The sequence below is a fragment of the Mycobacterium colombiense CECT 3035 genome, assembly GCF_002105755.1.
In the GTDB taxonomy this organism is placed as follows: domain Bacteria; phylum Actinomycetota; class Actinomycetes; order Mycobacteriales; family Mycobacteriaceae; genus Mycobacterium; species Mycobacterium colombiense.
Genome location: NZ_CP020821.1, coordinates 1,063,043 through 1,077,447, shown reverse-complemented (window position 1 = coordinate 1,077,447; position 14,405 = coordinate 1,063,043). Strand labels below are relative to the sequence as shown.

The window sequence follows — 14,405 nt, the reverse complement described above, 5'->3', positions numbered from 1 at the left end:
GCGCCGACGAACAGCCCGGCCGAAACCTTCCCGGATTCGTGACGTGAGCAACACGGTGTGTCCCGCCTACCGGGAGGACTGACAGATGACACTGGCGCGGCGGCACAGTATCGCTGGGTGACCTGTCGCCACAGCCGGCATGCCCGATACGACTGCCGGGCGGTGGTATCCACATGACGCCGCAAACAACTCGACGCGCCCGCGTGATGGCGTTGACGCTGACTATTTGGTTCGCGCCGGCGGCGATGCTTTTCGCACCCGCCGCGCACGCCGAGATGCGCACCGGCAACTACGAGCTCGCGATCACCGGCAGATACGACTTTCACACCTGGGTGTGGGCGATCTCGTCGTGCCTCGGTAACTGCGTAACCGTCCAGGCGATACCACGGCCCGTGGCAAAGGCTTTCGAGTACCGCGGTTCGGCGCAATTCGTCGACGGCCGTTACACCTTGGCCGTCGACGTGCCGGACGGGCTGCGATGTGGCGACGTCTACTACGGCCCGGTCATTCCCACACACGACGTCTACTCATGGGATGCCATGACGTTGGCCGGTTCCCTCGACTCGTCGTTTGCCACCGGATGCAACGGGGCGCCTGGGGGAAGCTCTACCTATCCCTTTGCGCTGGTGCGGATGTAGGAATCACGGGTTCTTGTGCGGGAGCCGGCCCTCAGCCCGGTCGCCCCCGCAGCAACCAAACGTCGGCCTGTCTCGTGATAGTCCACGTGGGGATACCACCCAGACATCGGATCACTCGCGCGGCGGCATCGCACTGTTCGCCTGGACCGTGACCGGAATGGCTCCCGGTGGGCGGACACCCAGCCCGATGCGCCGCCGAGCCGCATCGATGATGGTCGGCACTTACAGCGTCATGCGGGAAGGCAGCGGATGGACGCACCAAACGAAGATGAAGTGGTCACTTACCGGGTGACCGCCGGCGTTGCCGTTATCACCATGAATCGTCCGCGATTTCGCAACGCACAGAACTCGGCGATGACCTATGCCCTCGACGCCGCGTTCCAACGGGCGGTCGAGGACGACGCGGCGAGCGTGATCGTCTTGGCGGGCGCCGGCGAGCATTTCAGCGCGGGGCACGATATCGGGACTCCCGGCCGCGACCACCACGTCAGTTACGACAATCGCGCCGTGCTGTGGTGGGACCATGTCGGCAAACCGGGCGGCGATCAGCGCTTCGCCCGCGAAATGGAGGTCTACCTGGGGATGTGCCGACGCTGGCGCGAGATTCCCAAGCCCACCATCGCCATGGTGCAGGGCGCTTGTATCGCCGGCGGCCTGATGCTGGCCTGGATCTGCGATCTGATCGTGGCCGCCGAGGACGCCTTTTTCAGCGACCCCGTCGTGCGGATGGGCATCCCTGGCGTCGAGTACTTCGCTCATCCCTGGGTGCTGGGACCACGGTTCGCCAAGGAGATCCTATTCACCGGCGACAGGTTCGACGCTCGGCGCGCCTACGCGGTCGGCATGGTCAACCGGGTGGTTCCGCGTCTCGAGCTGGAACGCGAAACACTGCGGCTCGCAGCGCATATCGCAAAGATGCCACGCTTCGGTCTGGCGTTGACGAAGCGATCGATCAACCAGTGTGAGGATCAGATGGGGTTACGCAACGGCATGGACGCCGTCTTCGGCCTGCATCACCTCGCCCACGCGCACAATGCAGAAGTCGGGATGGGCTCGCTTGGCGGCATGGATGTCAAGGCCATGGCCTCGGCGGGTGACGAGGCGCCTGGGTGCCATGCTCAGCCGTGAGGTGCGTGACGAGCTGGCTGCGGACTTGGCGCAGGCCGAGCGGAGCGGTGAGCCGATCGCCCCGCTTACTGCGGCCCATCCGGACATCGATGTCGTCGACGCCTATGAGATTCAGCTGATCAATATCCGCCAGAGGGTCGCGGAGGGGGCCCGGGTGCTGGGCCACAAGGTGGGCCTGTCGAGCAAGGCGATCCAGCAGATGATGGGTGTCGATGAGCCGGACTATGGGCATCTGCTCGACGAGATGCAGTTGTTCGAGGACACCCCGGTCAAGGCGAACCGCTACCTGTACCCGCGGGTGGAGGTCGAAGTGGGGTTCGTGTTGAATGCGGATCTGCCGGGGGCGGGGTGCACCGAGGACGATGTGTTGGCGGCGACCGAGGCGTTGGTGCCGTCGATTGAGCTGATCGACACTCGGATCACCGACTGGCAGATCGAACTGTGCGACACCATCGCCGACAACGCCTCGTCGGCGGGTTTCGTGCTCGGTGCGGCGCGCGTTTCACCGCAGGACATCGACGTCAAGGGGATTGACGCGGTGTTGCGCTGCAACGGCGAGGTGGTCGCCGAAGGCCGGACCGACGCGGTGCTGGGCAACCCGGTCACCGCGGTGGCTTGGCTGGCCCGCAAGGTGGACGGCTTCGGTGTGCGGCTGCGCAAGGGCGACGTGGTGCTGCCCGGATCCTGCACCCGGGCGATCGACGCCCGTCCCGGTGACGAGTTCGTCGCGGAGTTTACCGGGCTGGGTTCGGTCCGATTGTCGTTGGAATAGAGGAGGATTCATGCCGGCTAAGGCGAGTGTGGCCATTGTCGGGTCGGGGAATATCAGCACTGACCTGCTCTATAAGTTGTTGCGATCGGAGTGGCTGGAACCGCGCTGGATGGTGGGTATCGACCCGGACAGTGAGGGTTTGGCCCGGGCCCGCAAGCTGGGTTTGGAGACCACCCACGAGGGGGTGGACTGGTTGTTGGCCCAGCCTGAGAAGCCTGATCTGGTGTTCGAGGCGACCAGTGCCTATGTGCATCGCGACGCCGCGCCGAAGTATGAGGCCGCCGGGATCCGGGCCATCGACTTGACGCCGGCCGCGGTGGGGCCGGCGGTGATCCCGCCGGCCAACCTGCGCGCGCATGTGGACGCCCCCAACGTCAACATGATCACCTGCGGTGGTCAGGCCACGATCCCGATCGTGTACGCGGTCTCCCGCGTCGTCGAGGTGCCGTACGCCGAGATCGTGGCCTCGGTGGCGTCGCTGTCGGCCGGCCCGGGGACGCGGGCCAACATCGATGAGTTCACCAAGACCACCAGCAAAGGCGTGGAGACCATCGGCGGCGCCCAGCGCGGTAAGGCGATCATCATCTTGAACCCGGCCGATCCGCCGATGATCATGCGCGACACCATCTTTTGCGCCATCCCGGAAGACGCCGACCGGGCCGCGATCGCCCAGTCCATCCATGACGTGGTGGCCGAGGTGCAGTCCTATGTGCCGGGCTACCGGTTGCTCAACGAGCCCCAGTTCGACGATCCGTCGCTGCACTCGGGGGGTCAGGCGCTGGTCACCACGTTCGTCGAGGTCGAGGGTGCGGGCGACTATTTGCCGCCTTACGCTGGAAATCTGGACATCATGACCGCCGCGGCCACCAAGGTCGGCGAACAGATCGCCAAAGAGTCGTTGAGCGCGACGGCTAAAGGAGCGCAATCATGAGCACCCAAGACATTTTCTTCGATCCGGTCTGGGACATCCGGCTGACCGACACGTCGTTGCGCGACGGCTCCCACCACAAGCGCCACCAGTTCACCAAAGACGAAGTGGGCGCGATCGTGGCCGCCCTGGACACCGCGGGGGTGCCGGTCATCGAGGTCACCCACGGCGACGGCCTGGGTGGGTCGAGCTTTAACTACGGGTTCTCCAAGACCCCCGAACAGGAGCTGATCAAGCTCGCCGCCCAGACCGCCACAGCGGCCAAGATCGCCTTTTTGATGCTGCCCGGGGTGGGCACCAAAGAAGACATCAAAGAGGCCCAGAACAACGGCGGGGAGATCTGCCGGATCGCCACGCACTGCACCGAGGCCGACGTCTCGATCCAGCACTTCGGCCTGGCCCGCGAACTCGGCCTAGAAACCGTCGGGTTCTTGATGATGAGCCACACCATCTCACCGGAGAAACTGGCCGCCCAGGCCCGCATCATGGCCGACGCCGGCTGCCAGTGCGTGTATGTGGTCGATTCGGCCGGGGCGCTGGTCCTCGAGGGCGTGCGTGACCGGGTCGCCGCGCTGGTCGCCGAACTCGGCGACGACGCCCAAGTCGGCTTCCACGGCCACGAGAACCTCGGGCTCGGGGTGGCCAACAGCGTGGAGGCCGTCCGCGCCGGGGCCAAGCAGATCGACGGCTCGTGCCGCCGGTTCGGCGCCGGTGCCGGCAACGCGCCCGTCGAGGCCCTCATCGGGGTGTTCGACAAGATCGGCGTCAAGACCGGCATCGATTTCTTCGACATCGCCGACGCCGCCGAAGAAGTCGTCGCCCCGGCCATGCCCGCCGAGTGCCTACTCGACCGCAACGCCCTGATCATGGGCTACTCCGGGGTATATTCCAGCTTCCTCAAACACGCCATCCGCCAATCCGAACGCTACGGCGTACCCGCCCACCAACTCCTGCACCGCGCCGGCCAGCGCAAACTCATCGGCGGCCAAGAAGACCAACTCATCGACATCGCCCTAGAAATCAAACGCGAACAAGAAAACGGCGCCACAGCCCCACACTGACCGGCCGCGGCCATCATGGGACGGCTGTTTTGGGGATGATGAACACACCCTCGGCGATGACCGTGATTCCTTGCCCGTCGGCAATGTGTCCCACCGCGAAAGTCTTTGCGCCCTCGACCCGCTCGACCCGCGCACTTGCTCGTATCGGACCCAGCCGCGTTCCGCGCTCGTAGCGCACCGTCAGCGTGCCGGTGTAGGCCGGGCTCCCGGGCCGGTGCGCGGTTGCGCCGAGCACGTGGTCGAGAATCAAGGCACACATCCCGCCGTGCACATGACCGGGCGGGCCCTCATAGGCGGCGCCCAGCACGATCTCGGTCCACACCTCGCCGTCGGCCTCGTGATGAATCACCAGTGGCGGCGCGATGGGATTACGCATGCCGATCGCGACGTTGCCCGATACCGACGATTGGCCGTCGACGCCGTCGCGAACCCCGAATGAGGACGGCATCAGAACTTGGCTCAGCTGCTCAACCACGGAATCGACCTGCGCCGTGGCTCGCGCGACGACGCTGGCGTCGACTTCGGTGCGGATGGTGGCATCGATGAGTCGCCGTACCGATTCGGCCAGAGATTCATAGGCGGGTGCCACCTGCTCACCATTGCCATCAGCCGCCATCGAACCAACCCTTCCCACATAACCCGCCACGACGGCCCAATTACCAATCCTGCCAGGGGATTATCGTGTGCAGTGGTGTGCTGATCACGATGTCTCCGTGCACCACAGAGTTCGGTATCCGCATATCGGGGGCACCGATCCGATCACGCACCCGGGCCCAGGTCGCCACCGGTTCATCGTCAAGATAGAGCAAGCGGATGCGTAACGCTGGGCTACCGGCCGGCGGTGCGTGGGACCGAAGCCCGAGTCGATCGTCCTGATGACGAACGAGCGAGAACGTCCACACCCCAGCCACTCCCGGAATGTCGAGCAGTTCCGGGATCAAGACGCGGTCCTCCCAACGGTGATGCTGGTGTGTACCGGGGCCGAACGGATCGGCGAACCGCGTCATCGTGAGGTGCAACCCACGGTTGGGCCGACACGGAATGGCTTGCGGCGACACCAAAGCAGAACGCGCGGCGTAACCCTTGACGGGCCGGAAGAACGCGAGGAGCGTTCGGCGCACTCCCGCAATCATGGGTCCACGCCCCCACTCGAATGAGTCGCGCCCGAGCTGCTCCCATTCCCGTACCGATCGCTCCACCGGATCGCGAAACCAGTACATGGCGACGTAGTCGGTTGCCGAATGTTCGGGGCTTGCGATCGATTCGGCGCGGCATCCGGCAGTGCGAGCCCACCGGTCTCCCCACGCGACGCCAGGCAGTGCCAAGTTCTCCGGGCGATGGTCGAGTTGATGCCATTCGTTGTAACGGCGGTGTGAATCGGGATCTGGATCATCCAGCGCGACAAACGAGAAGAACACCAGCGGGCAGTCCTTCACATCTCCCCCGCCCCGGGTAACGGTGCCGGTGCACCCGCCAGCCCTGCCATCAATAAGGCGCGTGCACCCGGATCGCCGTCGAGGACACGACTGGTGCGCTTGGTGATCCGCCAGCGTTCCTCGGTGCGGCGCAACTCGAAATGGTTAGCCGTCGAACGCCATACCCGATAGCTCTCGTCATCGCGTACCAGAACCAGCGATTCGCTGACCGCCACCGCCGAATCGCCCGTGACCGTCACGACAGCCGGCCCGATGAAGTGGCAACAGCCGCCGCCCACCAGGTTCTGGTGGGCGGCCGAACTCACCATGGCGTGTACGTCGGCCTGACTACGCATCTGCCAGCCCTCGACGTCATAGCTGCCGTCGGTGGCCCACAGCCGCGCCGCGGCGTCCGCGTCCCCGGCGTCCACCGCCGGACCGTAGGACGCGATCAGCCGGGCGATATCGCGTTCGTCCTCGAGTCTGCGCAGGCGCTCCACCAGTTCGTCATCGATCACGGTTGGTCTCCTTTCGCCGGCCAGCCCCCGTGGGCGAGCTCGATCACCCGGCAAGGCCGCCTCGTCCTGCCGCAAACTCCATGCGGACATGTCTGGTGGATAGCAATGGGCCACAACGATTTCCGAGACTAGCGGCGGCATTGCCACCGGCGATGAACACCGGGCCATTGGCCAGGTTCTCCAGCCCCTCGCGAGCGACGTCGACCGGTTCGGCAACCGAAACGCCCGGCACGATGGTCCGTACTTCGCAGTGTCGGTCACCGATTCTCCCTATCTCTGACTGGCCCCCGCATCGACCGGAAGTGTCGCGGCGGTGATGTAGCGAGCCTCGTCGGAAGCCAGGAAAAGTGCGGCGTTGGCGACATCGAGCGGGGCGACCCAAGGTAAGGGGAGCATGTTCATATTCCGCGCCGCCTCGGCGAACTCCGCTCGCGTCGGGGGCCGGCCGAGGTCCGGCCGAAACGCGCTACGCACAACGTCGTTCTGGATCAAAGGCGTATCGACGTTGGTCGGGTGCACGCAATTGACCCGAACATTGTGCGGCGCGAGTTCGTGGGCGAGGGTCTGCATCAGGCCGACCACCCCGTGCTTGGCGGCGGTGTAGTGTGCGACGCCGACCAGACCTCGAAGCCCCGCAATGGAATTCGTCAGAACCATCGCCCCGGCACCGCGCGCGATCAGGTGCGGTGCGGTAGCCCGGCAGGTGTGCCATACGCCGGTGAGGTTCACGTCCAGCATGGTCCGCCAGACGCTTTCGTCCATCTCGACTGCCATCGCGCGCGACGTGATGCCGGCCGTCGCGCATACCGCGTCCAATCCGCCGAACCGATCGACACCGCGATCGATGGCGGCCTGAAGGCCATCGAGGTCACGAACGTCGACTAGTGCGGTGTGCACCCGCCCGCCGATGTCCGCGACCAGTCCGGCCGTGTGCTCGAGGTCGGCCGGTGTGCTGTGCGGGACCATCACGGTGTCGACGGGCCCGCACAGGTCGAGCGCCACGATGGCCGCGCCTTCCTCGGCGAACCGTACGGCCTGCGCCCGGCCGATGCCCCGCGCCGCGCCGGTGATCAAGGCGACCTTGCCGATCAGCCGCCCGGCCGCACCCGCGTTCATCGGGCGTCAGAAGACGACACGGACATCGTCGCTCACCGGACGGGCCTGACAGCCCAGGATCAGGCCTTCGGCGCGATCCTCCGGCCCCAGGACGTCACAACTGACCATGTCCACCTCGCCCGAGATCAACGTCGCAACGCATGAGCCGCAGTGGCCCTCTCGGCATGAGTGTGGCACGTTGATTCCCGCGTCGAGCATCGTGTCGACCAGAGACTTGTCGCGCGGCCACGGCAGACGATGCAGTTCACCGTCCAGATCCACCTCGACGGTGGCGGCCTGCACGCCTGTGCGTCCTGCGACTTCCGGCATTCGGCGATTCTGACCGGGCAAGCGGCTGGGCCGCCACACCGTTTCCGATGGCTGGGAGACGACTACGCCGGAGTCCGGTCACCGGGATACCGCACCCGACACTGACCTCCGAGATCTACCGTGGACAGCTGTGAGTGGCAGCGATCGGCGCGTGACCGCGGATGCAGAACCGGACGTGGATGTTGTGGTCGTCGGCGCGGGGTTCGCCGGCCTGTACGCGCTGCACAAACTCCGATCGAACGGTCTGACGGTGCGCGTCTTTGAAGCCGGCCCGGATGTCGGTGGCACCTGGTATTTCAACCGCTACCCCGGTGCCCGATGCGACGTCGAGAGCGTGGACTACTGCTATTCGTTCTCCGACGAGCTGCAGCAGGAGTGGAACTGGTCGGAGAAGTATGCCACCCAAGCCGAGATTCTGGCCTACATCAACTGGGTCGCCGACCGACTCGACCTGCGTCCCGGCATCACCTTGAACGCCCGCGTGATATCGGCGGTGCTCGATGAACAAAATCTGCGCTGGACGGTGACCACCCACACTGGCGAATCCGTCACGGCTCGGTTCTGTCTGATGGCCACCGGTCCACTGTCGGCGGCGATGACCCCGCCCTTCCCCGGTCTGGACGCCTTCACCGGGCAGATCTACCACACCGCGTCGTGGCCCCATGAATCCGTGGACTTCACCGGCAAGCGGGTGGCCGTGATCGGCACCGGCTCGTCGGGGATCCAGTCGATTCCGATCATCGCGGAAAGCGCCGCACAACTGTACGTCTTCCAGCGCACCCCGAATTACAGTGTGCCGGCGGGTAATCGGCCGCTCACCGACGAAGATCGCGACCGGGTGAAGGCCAATTACGGGGAACGGCGCCGGATGTCATGGCGCAGCGGGGCGGATCACCGCACGTCGCCCATCCGAAGCTGACGATGGAGGCTACCCCCGAGGAACGGCGAGCGGCGTTCGAGACCCGCTGGCAACTGGGCGGAGTGCTGTTCTCCAAGACATTCACCGACCAGATGACCGACCCGGCCGCCAACGAGGAAGCACGCAAGTTCTACGAGGAGAAGGTGCGGGCGGTCATCGACGACCCACAGCTGGCCGACCTGCTGATCCCGAACGACCATCCGATTGGTACCAAGCGAATCTGCACCGACACCAACTATTTTCAGACCTTCAACCGGGCGAACGTGAAGTTGGTCAGCGTGCGCAAGACGCCGATCGAATCGATCGACGCCACCGGGATCAACACCACCGACGCTCATTACGACCTCGACGCCATCGTGTTGGCGACCGGATTCGACGCGATGACCGGCGCGCTGGGCAAGATCGACATCGTCGGCCGCGAGGGCAGGCGCTTGAGCGACGACTGGTCCGACGGGCCGCGTACCTACCTGGGAATGGGGGTCGACGGATTCCCCAATCTGTTCCTGATCTCGGGCCCCGGAGCGCCCGCCGTGCTGGCCAACATGGTGTTGCACGCCGAGGCGAACGTGAACTGGATCGCGGCCTGTATCGGCTATCTTGACGCCCACGGCTACGTGGCAGCGGAGGCGACTTCCGACGCCGTCGACGACTGGGGCGCCGAATGTGCACGCCGGGCCGATGCCACCCTGTTCACCAAAGCCAACTCCTGGTATCTAGGAGCCAACGTGCCCGGCAAGCCACGCGTATTCATGCTCTTCATCGGCGGGTTCGGCGTCTATCTCGACATCTGCAACGAGGTAGCCGAGGCCGGGTACAAGGGATTCTCGCTGATCAAGGAGCCATGATGTCCGGCTTGCGCGGTCGTGTGGTTTTGGTGACCGGTGCCGCGCGGGGCACCGGCCGCAGCCACTGCGAGCGCTTCGCCGACCACGGCGCGGACGTGATCGCGGTAGATGTGCCCGCGGCGGCCGCGGACCTCGAGCACACCGCTGCCGCGGTCGTGGATCGCGGCAGCCGCGCCGCCACCGGCCTGGCCGATGTCAGCGACCTCGCGGCCCTGACGGCCGCGGTGGACGCGGCCGTGAGCACCCTGGGGCGCCTCGATGTCGTCGTCGCCAACGCGGGCATCCATCCGCCGGGGGCGCCGACCTGGGAAATAACGCCGGACAGCTGGCAGCAGGTGCTGGACGTCAATCTGACCGGCGTCTGGCATACCGTCAAGGCCACCGCTCCGCATCTCGGCGACAATGGGTCGATCGTGATCATCAGCTCCACCAACGGGATTCGCGGTACGGCGAACAGCGCCCATTACACCGCCAGCAAGCATGCCGTGGTGGGGTTGGCCCGCACGCTCGCCAACGAGCTGGGACCGCGCGGCATCCGGGTCAACACCGTGCATCCCGGAGCGGTCGGGACGGCGATGGTGCTCAATGAGACAACCTTCAAACGGTTGCGGCCCGACCTGGAAAGCCCCACCGCGGCCGACGCCGCCGAAGTGCTCACCGCCAGGCACCTGCTCCCCGTGCCGTGGGTGGAACCCGCCGACGTCAGCAATGCCGTGGTGTTCCTGGCCTCTGACGAGGCGCGGTACATCACGGGCACCCAGATCGTGGTCGACGCCGGCTTGCTGGCGAAGGCGTAAGAGATGTTCGTCGAGCGTGCGTCGACGGAGTTGCAACGACCGGAGCTTGGTGCGCACCCAATTTCGCCCGCTGATCGGGATCACCGGCGAGTCGCCGCGCCGAGTGCGGTAAACCATTCATAAGCCCACACACGTAAGGACGATGACATGAGCGAGCGGGTACTTGACCGGGTCGTCGAGATGGCCGACCAATTGCGCGAGCAGGCGCCGACGGCCGAGCAAATCGGTCGCCTTACCGACGACACCGTCAAGCTGATGAAGGGCGCCGGCCTGATCCGGCTGCTGCAGACCAAGCAGTATCAGGGCTTCGAGGCGCATCCCCGCGAGTTCGCCGAGACGACGATGGCCACCGCGGCGCTGGATCCGGCCGCGGGCTGGATCGTCGGCGTGGTCGGCGTGCACCCCTACCAGTTGGCCTACGCCGATCCGAAGGTCGCCGCCGAGATCTGGGCCGACGACGTCGACACCTGGATGGCGTCCCCTTACGCACCACAGGGCGTGGCCAAGCCCGTCGACGGGGGCTACATCTTCAACGGCCGCTGGCAGTTCAGCTCCGGGACCGACCATTGCGATTGGATCATCCTGGGCGCGATGCTCGGCGACGCCGAGGGCAAACCGCTGATGCCACCCCAGATGCTGCACATGATCCTGCCGCGCAAGGACTACGAGATCGTTGACGACTCGTGGAATGTGGTGGGGCTGCGTGGAACCGGGTCGAAGGACGTGATCGTCAAAGACGCGTTCGTGCCGACCTACCGGACCATGGACGCGACCAAGGTGATGGACGGCACCGCGCAGCGAGAGGCCGGCATGACCGAGCCGCTGTATTTGATGCCGTGGTCGACCATGTTCCCCTTGGGCATCTCGGCCGCGACGATCGGCATCGCCGAAGGCGCGCTGGCCGCACACCTGGACTACCAGCGCGAACGCGTCGGCGCGACCGGGACCGCAATCAAGGACGACCCCTACGTCATGCACGCGATCGGCGAGGCCGCCGCCGACATCAACGCCGCCCGCCAGGAGCTGCTGGCCAACGCGGATCGCATTTACGACATGGTCGCCGCCGGCAAGGAGGTGTCGTTCGCGGACCGCGCGGCCGGGCGGCGCACGCAGGTGCGCGCGGTATGGCGCGCGGTGTCCGCGGTCGACGAGATCTTCGCCCGCTCGGGCGGCAACGCCTCGCGGATGGACAAACCGTTGCAGCGCTATTGGCGCGACGTCCACGTCGGTCAAATGCACGCGATCCATGTCCCGGGCACGATTTACCACGCGGCCGCATTGAGTTCCCTTGGCGTCGACCCGCCGCAAGGTCCGCTGCGGGCGCTGATCTAGGAGGGTGTGAACGTGACCGACCTGAAAAGCCTGGGCTACATCACCATTGCGACCAACGACATCGACCGGTGGCGCCAGTTCGCCTTCGGCATGCTGGGATTCGCCGAAGGTAAAGGACCCGACGAGTCCGCCCTGTATCTGCGGATGGACGAGCGCGCGGCCCGGCTCATCGTGGTGCCGGGCGAGACCGACCGGGTGCTGACCGTCGGCTGGGAGGTGCGCGATCACCCGGCGCTGCAGCGGGTGCAGGCCGCACTGGATCGCGCCGGCGTGGCGTACAAGCAGCTGTCCCCCGACGAGGCCGAGGCGCGCCGCGTCGAAGAGGTGATCACGTTCGAGGATCCCGCCGGCACCACGCTGGAGGTGTTCCACGGCGCGGTGCTCGACCACAGCCCGGTCGTCACGCCGTTCGGCGCGAAGTTCGTCACCGGCGATCAGGGCATGGGCCACGTGGTGGTGCCGGCCACCGACCCCAACGGGCTCTTCGACTTCTACACCGAGGTGCTGGGCTTCCGCGCCCGCGGCGCGTTCCGGGTGCCGCTGCCGAAAGAGTTCGGCCCGGTGCGGGTTCGGTTCCTGGGCATCAACGAGCGACACCACAGCCTGGCGATCGTGCCGGCCGCACACCAGCGCGACCCGCGCCTGGTGCACATCATGGTGGAGGTCGACACGCTGGACGCCGTGGGGCAGGCGCTGGACCGGGTCAACGCCGAGGGCTTCCAGCTGTCGTCCACCCTCGGGCGGCACACCAACGACAAGATGGTCTCGTTCTACGTCCGCGCCCCCGGTGACTGGGACATCGAATTCGGCACCGACGGGATGCGGGTGGACGAAACCTATTACACCGCAGAGGAAATCACTGCCGACAGTTACTGGGGCCACCAGTGGGTCGGCGAAATGCCCGCGGCTATGCGAATGTGACGGCCATGTCCCCGGCGCGCCGTGAAACCTCGTGCGTCACACAGTTCGGACATGTGGCAATGTGCCTGCCTCTGAGCGACAACGTACAGACGCACCGATCAAGGACCCGCGTTGTCGCTCGGAGGCGGGCACAACGCCATATCCCACTTCCCGCTGACGGAAGTGGCAGAAGGGACTTCGAAGACACATGACCGAATGGGACGTGACGCCGGTCGCGGCGTCGACGATCGCCTCGTGGGATGACGAGGCCGACGTCGTCATCGCCGGCTACGGGGTCGCAGGTGCGGCGGCGGCGGTGGAAGCGGCCCGGTCCGGCGCCGACGTCCTGGTGCTGGAGCGCACCGGGTCCTGGGGCGGCGCGGCGGCGATGGCCGGAGGCTTCATCTATCTCGGCGGCGGCACCCCCATCCAAAAGGCCTGCGGCTTCGACGATTCCGTCGAGAACATGGCGGCCTTCCTCAACGTCGCGATGGGCCCCGGCGCCGACGAGAACAGGATCGCCGACTACTGCGCCGGCAGCGTCGCGCACTTCGACTGGTTGGTCGGGTGCGGCGTCCCCTTCAAGGCCGAGTTCTTCTCCGAGCCCGGCTGGGAGCCGATGGGCGATCAGGGACTGATGTACAGCGGCGGCGAGAACTCGTTCCCGTTCAACACCATCGCCTCCCCCGCGCCGCGCGGGCACGTCCCGCAGATGCAGAACAAGAAGCAGGGCGAGGCCAGCGCCGGCTACATGCTGATGAAGCCGCTGGTGGAAACCGCGACCGCGGCCGGCGCCCGGGCCCTGTACGACCTGCGGGTGCAGCGGCTGATCACCGAATCCGACGGCCGGGTGGTCGGCATCCGCGCCCGAAAGTACGGCAGCGAGATGAACATCCGGGCGCGGTCGGGGGTGGTGCTGGCGACGGGCAGCTTCGCCTACAACGACGCGATGGTCCAGCGCTACGCGCCGCGGATCGCCGGCCGGCCCGCCGCCTCCATCGAGCAGCACGACGGTCAGGCGATCCGGATGGCGCAGGCGCTGGGCGCCGACCTGGCGCACATGGACGCCACCGAGGTCGCGATCTTCATCGACCCGCAGCAGCTGGTGCGCGGAATCCTGGTCAACGGCCGCGGCCAGCGTTACGTCGCCGAGGACACCTACCCGGGCCGGATCGGGCAGCTCACCCTCTACCAGCAGGACAACGTCGCCTATCTGATCATCGACGGCGACGCGCAGGAGGAGGCGATGGCGTCGTGGTCGCCGAAGTTCATGCTGCGCCCGGCGACGTGGGTGGCCGACACCGTCGCCGACCTGGAACGCGACATGGGGCTGCCGCCGGGCTCACTGCAGGCGACCGTGGCCGCGTACAACGAGGGTGCCTCCCGCGGCGAGGATCCGCTGCTGCACAAGAAGCCGGAGTGGATCAAGCCGATCGGCTCCCCCGTCGGCGCCGTCGACCTGCGGGAGAACACCGGCGGCTTCACCCTGGGCGGGCTGGCGACCACCCTGGACGCCGAGGTGCTGCACGTCAGCGGCGAACCGATCCCGGGGCTCTTCGCCGCCGGCCGCTGCACCGCCGGGCTCGCCGCCTGGGGCTACGCCAGCGGTGTCTCGCTCGGTGACGGCAGCTTCTACGGCCGCCGCGCCGGCCGCTCGGCAGCCAAGGGCTGACCAGCACCCACTTCTTGATCGCCGTCGGACACGACCATGTCCGGCGGCGATTGTT

General features: G+C 66.5%; 14 protein-coding genes and 2 pseudogenes. 10 read left to right on the top strand and 6 right to left on the bottom strand.

The features are described from left to right. Window positions 1-206 precede the first annotated feature (206 nt). The 5 genes from B9D87_RS04945 (at window position 207) to dmpG (ending at window position 4,527) form a co-directional block, all read left to right on the top strand. A complete protein-coding gene (locus tag B9D87_RS04945) occupies window positions 207-638 on the top strand; it encodes a hypothetical protein (protein WP_007771593.1) in 432 nt (143 codons plus the stop codon). A gap of 249 nt (window positions 639-887) precedes the next feature. Next, window positions 888-1,766, top strand: a complete 879-nt coding sequence (locus B9D87_RS04940; RefSeq protein ID WP_007771594.1) for an enoyl-CoA hydratase — start codon at window positions 888-890, stop codon at window positions 1,764-1,766. After that, complete coding sequence (locus B9D87_RS04935; RefSeq protein WP_007771595.1) at window positions 1,753-2,538, top strand: 2-keto-4-pentenoate hydratase; 786 nt, start codon at window positions 1,753-1,755, stop codon at window positions 2,536-2,538. Before B9D87_RS04940 ends, B9D87_RS04935 begins: the two co-directional genes overlap by 14 nt. Window positions 2,539-2,548: 10 nt before the next feature. After that, window positions 2,549-3,469 carry an acetaldehyde dehydrogenase (acetylating) gene (locus tag B9D87_RS04930; RefSeq protein ID WP_007772459.1) on the top strand — a complete coding sequence of 307 codons (921 nt, stop codon included), beginning with the start codon at window positions 2,549-2,551 and terminating at the stop codon, window positions 3,467-3,469. Beyond that, the gene (dmpG, locus tag B9D87_RS04925) at window positions 3,466-4,527 is read left to right on the top strand and encodes a 4-hydroxy-2-oxovalerate aldolase (RefSeq protein WP_007775745.1); all 1,062 of its coding nucleotides are present in this window, start codon (window positions 3,466-3,468) and stop codon (window positions 4,525-4,527) included. The genes B9D87_RS04930 and dmpG overlap by 4 nt, the downstream gene beginning before the upstream one ends. A gap of 13 nt (window positions 4,528-4,540) precedes the next feature. Here dmpG and B9D87_RS04920 read toward each other — a convergent pair whose 3' ends face one another. The 6 genes and pseudogenes from B9D87_RS04920 to B9D87_RS04895 form a co-directional block, all read right to left on the bottom strand. Next, window positions 4,541-5,143: a PaaI family thioesterase gene (locus B9D87_RS04920; protein ID WP_007775746.1), complete on the bottom strand. Its 603-nt coding sequence runs from the start codon at window positions 5,141-5,143 to the stop codon at window positions 4,541-4,543. A 40-nt stretch (window positions 5,144-5,183) separates the two neighbouring features. After that, window positions 5,184-5,945 (bottom strand): hypothetical protein, encoded by a 762-nt coding sequence (locus B9D87_RS04915; RefSeq protein WP_238553498.1) that lies wholly within the window; start codon window positions 5,943-5,945, stop codon window positions 5,184-5,186. 14 nt (window positions 5,946-5,959) lie between these two features. Further along, window positions 5,960-6,460, bottom strand: coding sequence for a nuclear transport factor 2 family protein (locus B9D87_RS04910; protein ID WP_007775748.1), 501 nt, complete (start codon window positions 6,458-6,460; stop codon window positions 5,960-5,962). A gap of 43 nt (window positions 6,461-6,503) precedes the next feature. Next, window positions 6,504-6,692: pseudogene (locus tag B9D87_RS27920) on the bottom strand (SDR family NAD(P)-dependent oxidoreductase); the annotation flags it as partial. Between the two features lie 38 nt (window positions 6,693-6,730). After that, window positions 6,731-7,576, bottom strand: coding sequence for a mycofactocin-coupled SDR family oxidoreductase (locus B9D87_RS04900; protein ID WP_007775750.1), 846 nt, complete (start codon window positions 7,574-7,576; stop codon window positions 6,731-6,733). Between the two features lie 6 nt (window positions 7,577-7,582). After that, entirely contained in the window at window positions 7,583-7,885 is a 303-nt protein-coding gene (locus tag B9D87_RS04895; protein WP_040631770.1) for a 2Fe-2S iron-sulfur cluster-binding protein, read from the bottom strand. Between the two features lie 130 nt (window positions 7,886-8,015). Here B9D87_RS04895 and B9D87_RS04890 point away from each other — a divergent pair. From B9D87_RS04890 to B9D87_RS04870, 5 genes and pseudogenes are all read left to right on the top strand, one after another. Further along, window positions 8,016-9,649: pseudogene (locus tag B9D87_RS04890) on the top strand (flavin-containing monooxygenase). Continuing rightward, a complete protein-coding gene (locus B9D87_RS04885; protein ID WP_007775759.1) occupies window positions 9,649-10,446 on the top strand; it encodes a mycofactocin-coupled SDR family oxidoreductase in 798 nt (265 codons plus the stop codon). The pseudogene B9D87_RS04890 and the gene B9D87_RS04885 overlap by 1 nt, the downstream one beginning before the upstream one ends. A gap of 147 nt (window positions 10,447-10,593) precedes the next feature. Further along, window positions 10,594-11,778, top strand: coding sequence for an acyl-CoA dehydrogenase family protein (locus B9D87_RS04880; protein ID WP_007775760.1), 1,185 nt, complete (start codon window positions 10,594-10,596; stop codon window positions 11,776-11,778). 12 nt (window positions 11,779-11,790) lie between these two features. Beyond that, window positions 11,791-12,699 (top strand): biphenyl-2,3-diol 1,2-dioxygenase, encoded by a 909-nt coding sequence (bphC, locus tag B9D87_RS04875; RefSeq protein WP_007775762.1) that lies wholly within the window; start codon window positions 11,791-11,793, stop codon window positions 12,697-12,699. A gap of 187 nt (window positions 12,700-12,886) precedes the next feature. Then, a complete protein-coding gene (locus tag B9D87_RS04870; RefSeq protein ID WP_007775764.1) occupies window positions 12,887-14,350 on the top strand; it encodes an FAD-dependent oxidoreductase in 1,464 nt (487 codons plus the stop codon). The last annotated feature ends 55 nt before the right edge of the window (window positions 14,351-14,405 follow it).

Excerpts from the sequence above, each read along its gene's own strand:
- B9D87_RS04945 (WP_007771593.1), top strand. The coding sequence starts at position 207 with ATGGCGTTGACGCTGACTATTTGGTTCGCGCCGGCGGCGATGCTTTTC.
- B9D87_RS04940 (WP_007771594.1), top strand. The coding sequence starts at position 888 with ATGGACGCACCAAACGAAGATGAAGTGGTCACTTACCGGGTGACCGCC.
- B9D87_RS04935 (WP_007771595.1), top strand. The coding sequence starts at position 1,753 with ATGCTCAGCCGTGAGGTGCGTGACGAGCTGGCTGCGGACTTGGCGCAG.
- B9D87_RS04930 (WP_007772459.1), top strand. The coding sequence starts at position 2,549 with ATGCCGGCTAAGGCGAGTGTGGCCATTGTCGGGTCGGGGAATATCAGC.
- dmpG (WP_007775745.1), top strand. The coding sequence starts at position 3,466 with ATGAGCACCCAAGACATTTTCTTCGATCCGGTCTGGGACATCCGGCTG.
- B9D87_RS04920 (WP_007775746.1), bottom strand. The coding sequence starts at position 5,143 with ATGGCGGCTGATGGCAATGGTGAGCAGGTGGCACCCGCCTATGAATCT.
- B9D87_RS04900 (WP_007775750.1), bottom strand. The coding sequence starts at position 7,576 with ATGAACGCGGGTGCGGCCGGGCGGCTGATCGGCAAGGTCGCCTTGATC.
- B9D87_RS04895 (WP_040631770.1), bottom strand. The coding sequence starts at position 7,885 with ATGCCGGAAGTCGCAGGACGCACAGGCGTGCAGGCCGCCACCGTCGAG.
- B9D87_RS04885 (WP_007775759.1), top strand. The coding sequence starts at position 9,649 with ATGTCCGGCTTGCGCGGTCGTGTGGTTTTGGTGACCGGTGCCGCGCGG.
- B9D87_RS04880 (WP_007775760.1), top strand. The coding sequence starts at position 10,594 with ATGAGCGAGCGGGTACTTGACCGGGTCGTCGAGATGGCCGACCAATTG.
- B9D87_RS04870 (WP_007775764.1), top strand. The coding sequence starts at position 12,887 with ATGACCGAATGGGACGTGACGCCGGTCGCGGCGTCGACGATCGCCTCG.